This window comes from uncultured Clostridium sp., assembly GCF_947036855.1.
Taxonomy (GTDB): Bacteria; Bacillota; Clostridia; order Clostridiales; family Clostridiaceae; genus Sarcina.
Genome location: NZ_CAMQRY010000098.1, coordinates 1 through 9216 on the forward strand (window position 1 = coordinate 1; position 9216 = coordinate 9216).

The following is a 9216-nucleotide window of genomic DNA, read 5'->3' on the forward strand; positions in this document are numbered from 1 at the left end:
TGACTGCTCATTTTACTATAATCAATTTGTCCAAATTCACTTAAGCTTATTGATTTCCCATCAAGACTTATTGCTTTTTCATTTGCCATATGTGAATAGTTTCCATCCTTAACTCTGCTATTATCATTATTATATGCTGCTCTTGTATTATAGCTATATGCCTTATAATAATTTACCCCATTAATAGTTTTATAGCTATCTAAATTAACAGTTAAAGCACTACTTGGAAGCCCTATATCACCTGCGACTTGTGATAACTTATAATAATTCGCTGTAGCTTCTTTTGAAAATTGAACCTTTGTACTTTTAAGCACTTGAGTATTTACAGGTTTTATAACACTTTTAATTCCAGCCTCACTAACTGCTGGTACTGAACTAATTGGAGCTACTGAATTTACCACAGTATCTTTCTTATCCATATGCTTATAAGTTATATATCCACCTGCCCCAATCACAATAACAACTATAATACCAATAATTATTCCCTTTTTCATATATATACCTCCAAAACTTTCTTAATAATATACAGTTCCTAGTCTAATGAACTCATATTAATAATTAAATATCAACTTCAAAAATATATTAATATTAACGTAATTTAGGTTAATTTCATTTATATAATTCAAATTTCTCTTTTTTATTATTACTTCTACTATCTTTTATTATTTTTTTCATTAATTTCACAATATTGTTAAATCACATGTTTCTCTTTTACTTTCTAAAAGTTATAGAATTAAGTAAATACTATTTCTTAAAATATAGTATTTACTCAATAAACTATTTAACATTAAAAGGAGTGTTTTAATATGTCTAAATTCAAACTTATAACTCTTATATCTGGAGGTATAATAATATCTTCACTTGCTATTAGTGTATCTCATACTAAAGCAATTAATACTATTAATACAAATCAAAATAATGCCATCTTACTTTCAGAACATTCATCAAATATTTCGAATCAAGCTGTTGTTATAAACAACAATGAAAATCCTCTTGTTCTATATTCTGATGCAAGCTCAACTTCATCTATTTCTTCTTATATATCAGTTGGAGAAATGCTTACTATAAATAGTAGTAAAGGTGATTTTTATAATGTTACAGTTAAAGAAACTGGAGCTACTGCCTACATATCTAAAGGTGAAGCTAAACTTATTGAAAGTGGTGTAAATTCTACATTTTCTTCACTTAATCAAAATGGGTATATTATAAATGTTACTAGTAATGTTAACCTTAGAAAAAGTGCTACTATGGATTCAAATGTTCTTTGTGAACTTAAAAACAATACTAATGTAACTATTTTGGGACAACAAGGTGATTGGTATAAAGTTAATTATAACGGACAAATTGGTTATCTATTTGGAACATATGTAGGACTTGGAAACACTTCTACAAATGCTCCATATACACCAAGTTCTCTTACTAATCCAAATATAAATAATAATTCTAATTCTGCTATAAATACAGAAAATAATACTGGTAGCACTACTTCACCTACTACAAATTCTAATAATTCAACTAGTGCTAACACACCAGCTAATACAGCTTCAAACATTGCAAACTCTGCTACTAATGTAGTAAATACAGCTGGTAATATTATTAATACCTTAAGCTCTATGAATAATCATGTAGCTTCAAATATTAATAAAGTAGCAAATGCTGCTAATGTAGTAAATAACAATGTTAAATCTACAGCTGATAGTGCAAATAAAACTATAAATAATGTAAGCAACAATGCTATTAAAACTTCTAATGAAGCACATAAAAATATAAAATCAATTAATGATAATATAAATAAAGCTTCTGATAATCTTTCTAATAGTGCAAGTGCTATAGGCAATAAAATAAATAAAACTGCACAGACTGCAAAAAATATTAGTAATACAGTTAATAATATTGCCAATACAAAAAAACAAGTTAGCGATAAAATCAATTCAGCTACACAAAAGCATTCTGATAATGTTAACAATATTGTAAATAAAATTAATTCAAACCTTGATAATCCTGCTAATAAAAAAATTACTGACAATATAAAATCTGCGCTAAATAGTCCAGATACTAAAAATGCTATCGCTAATGCTAAGTCTAACTTAAATAGTCTTGCAAATAAAATTAACGATGCCTCTAATTCTAATAATTAACTAACAAAATGGATTGTACTTTCAAAGTACAATCCATTTTAATTATTCATATATCCTAGCAACAAAAGTTGATAATCCATCAACTTCTACAAAGTTACTTTTAAACTTTTCTATAATCCTATCTCCTGCAATATCCTTATTTACTAATACCTCAAAATTAAATAAATCACATAGAGTTACTCTAGTACTTTGTTTATTAGCATTATGCACTACAAGTATTTTTTCTTCATTTCCATTTAAAACATAGGCTATTGCACTACTGTCAGTATTTATAAATATTAATTTTTCTCTTATATCCTTTGTTTTTATCATTCTAAAAAGCTTACTTGATTTCCTAAGTTTTATAAGCCCTCTTAGATAATTAACATCCTCTATCTTATCTTTCTTTCTATTCCAATCAACTTTATTAATACTATCTGGTTTATTATAAGAATTTTCAACACAATTTTTAGTTCTTAAAAATTCTTGTCCTAGATGTAAAAATGGAATTCCTTGTGATAACATTATTATACTATTTCCAAGTTTATGAAGTGGTTCAATAAGTTCTGTTGCTACTCCATCAGTTACAAGTTTATCAAAAAGTGTATGATTATCATGACACTCTACATAATTAACAACTTGCCCTGCTTTAGCATCTCCCCAAATATTCATATCGTAAGAATAATCTACTCCACCTACAATTGATTTTTTAAGCATTTCTTTTTTCCCATAATTACCGATTAAATAACCTCTGTCACCTTGAATAAATCCACTACCACGAAGGCTATCTCTCATTGAGTCATTAAAAAATCCTATACCTTCCATATAACTAGCATTTTTCTGTATAGCTTTTTTGTGCTCTGGAAGTGTATTTCCCATATTCCAACCCTCACCAATTATAATTATATCTGGATTTATTTTTCTAAGCTCATCCCTAACAAGAAGCATTGTATCAATATCTATAAGCCCCATTAAATCAAATCTAAAACCATCAAGTTTATATTCCTTTGCCCAGAACTTAACTGAATCAACTATAAATTTTCTAGCCATTCTATGTTCTGATGCAAAAACATTTCCACATCCAGTTTCATCATTTATTTTGCCATCTCTATATCTAAAGAAATATCCTGGCATACTTTTATGGAAACCTGAATTTTCATATTCATACATATGGTTATATACTACATCCATAATAACTCCAAGCCCTTGATCATGTATTGCCTTTACAGCTGTTTTAAACTCTTTAATTCTTGTATATGGATTATATGGATCTGTTGCATAACTTCCTTCTAAAACATTATAATTTTGTGGATCATACCCCCAATTATAAGGTCTATTATCTACCTCTTCACAATTACTAGCTAAAGTTTCATCAATACTCTCAAAATCATAAACTGGCATAAGTTGAATATGTGTTACACCAAGTTCTTTTATATATGAAAGTCCTGTTTTATCTATAAACTCCACATCTTGAAGTTCTGTAAGCCCTAGAAATTTCCCTTTGTTTTTTATATTGGAACTTACCGCTATTGAAATATCTCTAACACTAACCTCATATATAATAGCATCAGTATTATTTTCTAAAGATTTAAATTCTTCTTCTTTAAAACCTACTGGATTAGTTTTTCCAATATCTATAATTGCAGAGAAATCACCATTTACAGATGCTGCAATTGCATAGGGGTCTGCAAATTCATTTATAGCATCTCCTATCTCAGTTCTAAATTTATAATACTTATCCATACAACTTTCAATAGATAATTTTAGAGAAAACACTCCTTTATCATCTTTTTCCATTGCATGTATTTCGGCTTTATTTGAATTATATTTATTGTATATACACACATAAGCTATGTTTGAAACTGGCGACCATAACTTAAAAATACAATCATCACCAAAAAAACTAATCCCTAAATCATTTCCATTATAATAATATGATTTATCTATATACCCTATATCCATAAAACCAATCCCCTTTATCTAAAATACATGCGAGGTCATTTCATCACTATCCAAGCATTTAAATTTTTATACTTTGCTCAAACTCTTTCCCATCTGTTGTTTTTATTGTAAAGTTTATTTTTTCTATGATTTCATTCCCATTGTTTTCAACAGTGACTTCAAAATCATTTCCATCATACCTAATTTCAATCTCTAAATTAGAACCTACTGTATTTTTACTTATTCCATTGTCATCATATAATATATAAGTTCCTATATTATCAACATATGCTACTACACTTAATTCTTTACCATTTATTTTTTCAATATTTTGAGCATGTTCCCCATAAACAAACATTTTATCCTTTCTTATAAACATAGCAAACTCATCTATATTTATATCTATATAGTGATGTCCCTTCTTAATAACCTCAAGATTTTTTTCTTTATAATTTTTAACTTTCCATAAAAGCATATCTTCTGGAAGATACACATAACGTCCTCTTTTATTAGCTTCATAAACAGGAGTAACCATAATAGAATCACCAATTAATAGCTGATCCTCAATATTTTTTGACATTTCATCATTATACTCAAAACATAATGGTGCTATAAGCATATCACTTGAATTTGTAGCCTTCATAAACTCTGAATACATATATGGAAGCATTGCATATCTAAACTGTATTGTATCTTTCACTATATTTTGTGTTTTCTCATCAAAAGCAAATGGTTCTTGATTTCTTGTCCCCATAGCTGCATGATTTCTATATAAAGGTGCAAAAATACTAAATTGATTCCATCTTGTTATAAGCTCTGCCTCTGCATTACTCCCAAATCCACCTGTATCAGCTCCACTATATATAAATCCACACATATTAAGTGATGGCATCATATGAATATTTAACCTTAAATGCTCCCACCACGAACAATTATCCCCTGTCCAAATACCACCATATCTATGCATTCCAATTGAAGATGCTCTTGAGAAAAGTAAAAATCTCTTATCTTCTTCAATCTCATCAAACCCCTGTGCTGCTGCCTTTGTCATATTATATCCATAAAGATTATGCACATCATAATGATTTACAAGTCCATTTTCTGTTTTATGATACATAGCTTTATAATCTTCTAAACTATTACTAAGTCCTAAAATTGTATCTTTAAGTGCAAAGAAACTATCAATATTAAGTTCTTCTTGTCGTAGTTCATCAATTTTTTCATATGCTTTCTTAAGTCTATTTTCACTATAAAAAATAGCTGGTTCATTCATATCATTCCAAAAACCTTCTACCCCTTTATCAGTAAGGATTTTATATTTCTTACCAAACCAAACTCTAGCATCACTATTTAAAAAATCAGGAAAATGAACTTTTCCTGGCCAAACTGCTGCAACAAATGGCTTTCCATCTTTATCTACAGTAAAGTAATCATGCTCTATTCCCTCATCATAAATATCATAACCTACTTCAAGTTTAACTCCAGCATCAATTATAGGAATTATCTTAACTCCTTTTTCTTTAAGCCTACCTGTAAGTTTATCAAAATCTTTAAATCTTTCATCACTTAAACTAAAATCTTTATAATCATCCATATAATCAAGGTCTAAACAAATTCCATCACAAGGAATATCCCTTTTTATAAATTCATCTGCAATCTCTTCTACTGCCTCACCAGTTGGATAACTCCATCTACTCTGAATATAACCAAATGCCCATTTTGGTGGAAGGTATGATTTCCCTATGATAGCTAAAAAGTTTTTTGTTATTGCTCTTAGGTTCTCACCCTCAATTATATAAATTTCAAAATTTTCATTATCAATACTTACAACAAGTTCATCACTTTTTGAATATCCAACATCAAAAATAACTTTACTTGAATAATCTATATAAACCCCAAACTTTTCTTTTCCATCAACAATAAAGAAATTATGTGCGCCATATAAAGACCTTTTATCTGGTGCATGATTTGGGTCATCACTACAAAAACTTTCATAAATAAATCCTCTTTTATTAATTCCCCTCATATTTTCACCAAGACCAAAAACTTTATCTTTATCATCTAAACTACAAGATAATTTATATCCAACTTCATCTTTTATAATATTTAAAAACTTAATGTCTTTAATATTTGCTACTTCTATCTTATCTTCAATTATTTCTGTGTTAAATGGTTCTCCTAAAACATATCTACTTACCATATTACATAAACCTCTCATAAACTCTCACCTTTAAACAGTTAATACTTTAACTGAATCCCTTTCAATAATTTTCACATCAAAATTTATATGTTGATGTTTTGCTTTATCATTTATAAGTTCCATCAAAAGACTAACACTTTCTGCTGCCATATACTCATAAGGCTGTTTTACAGTTGTAAGTGATGGATGAAAATACTTAGTATGCTCTATCCCATCAAATCCAATTATTGAAATATCTTCTGGAACTCTAATACCAAAATTGGCACAAGCTTTAGCTGCTCCTATAGCCATAATATCTGAAATAATAAATATAGCTGTTGGCATTTTTTTCTTTTTAATCATTCTCTCCATAGCTTTATAACCTGTTTCAAAAGTATAATCACCAAACTCAATATAAGCTTTTTTAACCTTTAAATTATTATCACATAAAGCTTTTTCATATGCTTGTAGTCTTGTTCTACCACAAAAATCATTTTCTTTATCCGATGTTATAATTCCAATTTCACTATGTCCATTATTAATTAAAACATTGGTTGCACTATACGCTGCCTTAAAATCATCTATATTAACACTAGAAATATATTTACTAATTTCCTTTGAAATAAATGCTGATATAGACACTATCGGAACTTCAATATCACTTATATGACTTCTTTCAATATCAACATCTAAAAAATTTATACCAATGCATATAAGCCCACTAAGTTTTTTTTCTTTTATAAACTCTCTAGCTGTCAGCAGTTCTTTATCTTTTCTACTTCTATACTGCACAACCATTGAATAACCTTTTTCTTTTATATCCTTACTTATAATATTTATAACCTCATAAAAAAATGGATTATAACCCCCATCAACCAAAACTCCTATGCTTTTACTATCTATCCTTTTTAGATTTCTAGCACTATTGTTAGGCACATACTTTTGTTCTTTCATAATTTCCATTATCTTCTCTCTAGTTATATCTTTAACCTCACTACTATCATTCAATACTCGTGAAACTGTACTAACACTAACTCCTGCAATTTCTGCTATCCCTTTTATATTCATAAGATCCCCCTTTTTCGGTATCGTTTCCATTTTAAGTTAATACTATCATTTTAAAACAAACTTTTCAATAATTTTCCAAAATTAATCTTGTGAAATATATTCTTGTAATTATAATGTTACAAGTATTTTTTTCTAAATAAATTCTCAACTTTCTATATACATTCATTATTTAAATTGACCATTTAAAATTTATTGTGATAACATTTAAATAATATATAAAACATATTTTATAGGAGGTATCTCTTCAAATGAATGAATTACTATATAAAAATAATCAAAAAATAATTGGTTCAATAATTAAATTAAATAGAATAAATCAAAATATAAGTCAAAAAGACCTTTCAAAAGGTATTTGTGTACCATCTTATTTAAGTCGTATAGAAAATGGTGAGCTTCTTCCTAGTGATGATGTTCTCTCAATAATATTTAATAAACTTTCCCTTAAATTTAATAATTCTGAAAAGTTTATTAAAAGTGGACAAGCTTCTTTAAATTCTTTTTTTGAAAATTTAAAATTTAATGAATTTGACTTTACAACAACATTATTTAGTGAACTTGAACAAATTGAAAATGAGTTCCTAACCTCACCACTTATACTAGATTATTACCTTGCAAAACTGGCTAGATACTGCTCTACTCCTTCAAGAGAAAAATTTGAATCATCTAAAAACTTTTTACTTAGTGCATTTGAATTACTATCTGAAAAACAAAAATATCAATATAACTTTTATCTTGGAGTAGATTATTTAAACCTTAGTAATGATATGAGCCTCGGTAAAGAGTATATGAAACTTGCTCTAAATTATAAAGAAAATGGACATTGTTATTATTGGCTATCATATGCTTATAGAGTTGAAAATAATCCAATCAAAGCCTATGACAGTATGAAAAAAGCACTTGACCTTTATGTTACTGATGGAAATTTTATAAGCATAATGAACTCTTATGAAAAAATTGCTGAGGTATACTTCCTACTTGATAATTATAATGATGCTATAATTCATCTTAAAAAAGCCCTTAGAATGGCTACAACTATCAAAAACCTACATTATATTGAACATGTTAATTCTATTATAGCTTGGTCATATTATAGACTTTCAGACTTTAATAAATCACTATATTATCTTCGCCTTAATACTGCTATTGCTGACCATAGACTTCTTATACCTGATGCTCTTTTAGAAACTCTTATTTATTTTACAAAAAAAGATTATAAAAATTTGAAATCTTCTATACCAAAAATAAAAAATCCACAAACACTAGAACAAATGGACTTAGCCTTAGTAAATACTTTTTGTGAACTATTCAATTTTTCCTTAGAAAACTCAAATTATATTAAAAACCCTAAATGGGAAGAACTTTTACTCTATATAATTCATAATGTATCTAAATTTGTTGAGCTAAAAAAAGTCTTTTTAAATTTACTTAAGAACTATTATGTACAAAACAGAAGATATAAAGATGCTATTTCACTATTAGAAAAATAAAACCTACTTAATATATAGCACTATTTCCCTCTAAATTTTACAACTTTACATATTTTTCATTAACTTACTGTTAATGACAACATTTACAAATATAAAAATGTTATAATAATAACATAAATTGTATATTTAAAGGAGGACTAAAAATGATTAAAGATTTAAAAACTAGATTTTGCCTAGTAGACAAAGATTTATCTAACAATGATATACGAGGACTTGTAATAAGACGTTTAATCTTCGGTAAAAAACTTATAGATAGAGTTAATATCCTAGATAAATCATTTTCATTTGATGATAGAATGCTTATGGCTTCATCTATGTTATCAAAAGAAAATACCGATTATAAAATAGATGTTGATTATACTTATGATAAACAAATGATTATTATAGAAAACTGCACTCATACTTATTAGCAATTATATTTTTT

Annotated in this window: 7 protein-coding genes; 3 read left to right on the forward strand and 4 right to left on the reverse strand. The window is 27.5% G+C overall.

What is annotated here, in order from left to right; all coding sequences use genetic code 11:
- A partial coding sequence (locus Q0V15_RS09730; protein ID WP_297438468.1) for a hypothetical protein occupies positions 1-494 on the reverse strand: 494 nt, incomplete at its 3' end.
- A gap of 312 nt (positions 495-806) precedes the next feature.
- Here Q0V15_RS09730 and Q0V15_RS09735 point away from each other — a divergent pair.
- Entirely contained in the window at positions 807-2138 is a 1332-nt protein-coding gene (locus tag Q0V15_RS09735; protein WP_297438470.1) for an SH3 domain-containing protein, read from the forward strand.
- 42 nt (positions 2139-2180) lie between these two features.
- Here the strand turns inward: Q0V15_RS09735 and pulA are convergent, their stop codons facing one another.
- The 3 genes from pulA to Q0V15_RS09750 are packed head-to-tail and all read right to left on the reverse strand — an operon-like array spanning position 2181 to position 7305.
- On the reverse strand, positions 2181-4079 hold the full coding sequence (gene pulA / locus Q0V15_RS09740; RefSeq protein ID WP_297438472.1) for a type I pullulanase: 1899 nt from the start codon (positions 4077-4079) through the stop codon (positions 2181-2183).
- A 58-nt stretch (positions 4080-4137) separates the two neighbouring features.
- Positions 4138-6276: a TIM-barrel domain-containing protein gene (locus Q0V15_RS09745; protein WP_297438474.1), complete on the reverse strand. Its 2139-nt coding sequence runs from the start codon at positions 6274-6276 to the stop codon at positions 4138-4140.
- Between the two features lie 12 nt (positions 6277-6288).
- Positions 6289-7305 (reverse strand): LacI family DNA-binding transcriptional regulator, encoded by a 1017-nt coding sequence (locus Q0V15_RS09750; RefSeq protein WP_297438476.1) that lies wholly within the window; start codon positions 7303-7305, stop codon positions 6289-6291.
- Positions 7306-7553: 248 nt separating this feature from the next.
- Between Q0V15_RS09750 and Q0V15_RS09755 the strand changes: the two genes are divergently transcribed.
- A complete protein-coding gene (locus Q0V15_RS09755; RefSeq protein ID WP_297438478.1) occupies positions 7554-8792 on the forward strand; it encodes a helix-turn-helix transcriptional regulator in 1239 nt (412 codons plus the stop codon).
- A gap of 143 nt (positions 8793-8935) precedes the next feature.
- Complete coding sequence (locus Q0V15_RS09760; protein ID WP_297438480.1) at positions 8936-9202, forward strand: hypothetical protein; 267 nt, start codon at positions 8936-8938, stop codon at positions 9200-9202.
- Positions 9203-9216 lie beyond the last annotated feature (14 nt).

Excerpts from the sequence above, each read along its gene's own strand:
- Q0V15_RS09735 (WP_297438470.1), top strand. The coding sequence starts at position 807 with ATGTCTAAATTCAAACTTATAACTCTTATATCTGGAGGTATAATAATA.
- pulA (WP_297438472.1), bottom strand. The coding sequence starts at position 4,079 with ATGGATATAGGGTATATAGATAAATCATATTATTATAATGGAAATGAT.
- Q0V15_RS09745 (WP_297438474.1), bottom strand. The coding sequence starts at position 6,276 with ATGAGAGGTTTATGTAATATGGTAAGTAGATATGTTTTAGGAGAACCA.
- Q0V15_RS09750 (WP_297438476.1), bottom strand. The coding sequence starts at position 7,305 with ATGAATATAAAAGGGATAGCAGAAATTGCAGGAGTTAGTGTTAGTACA.
- Q0V15_RS09755 (WP_297438478.1), top strand. The coding sequence starts at position 7,554 with ATGAATGAATTACTATATAAAAATAATCAAAAAATAATTGGTTCAATA.
- Q0V15_RS09760 (WP_297438480.1), top strand. The coding sequence starts at position 8,936 with ATGATTAAAGATTTAAAAACTAGATTTTGCCTAGTAGACAAAGATTTA.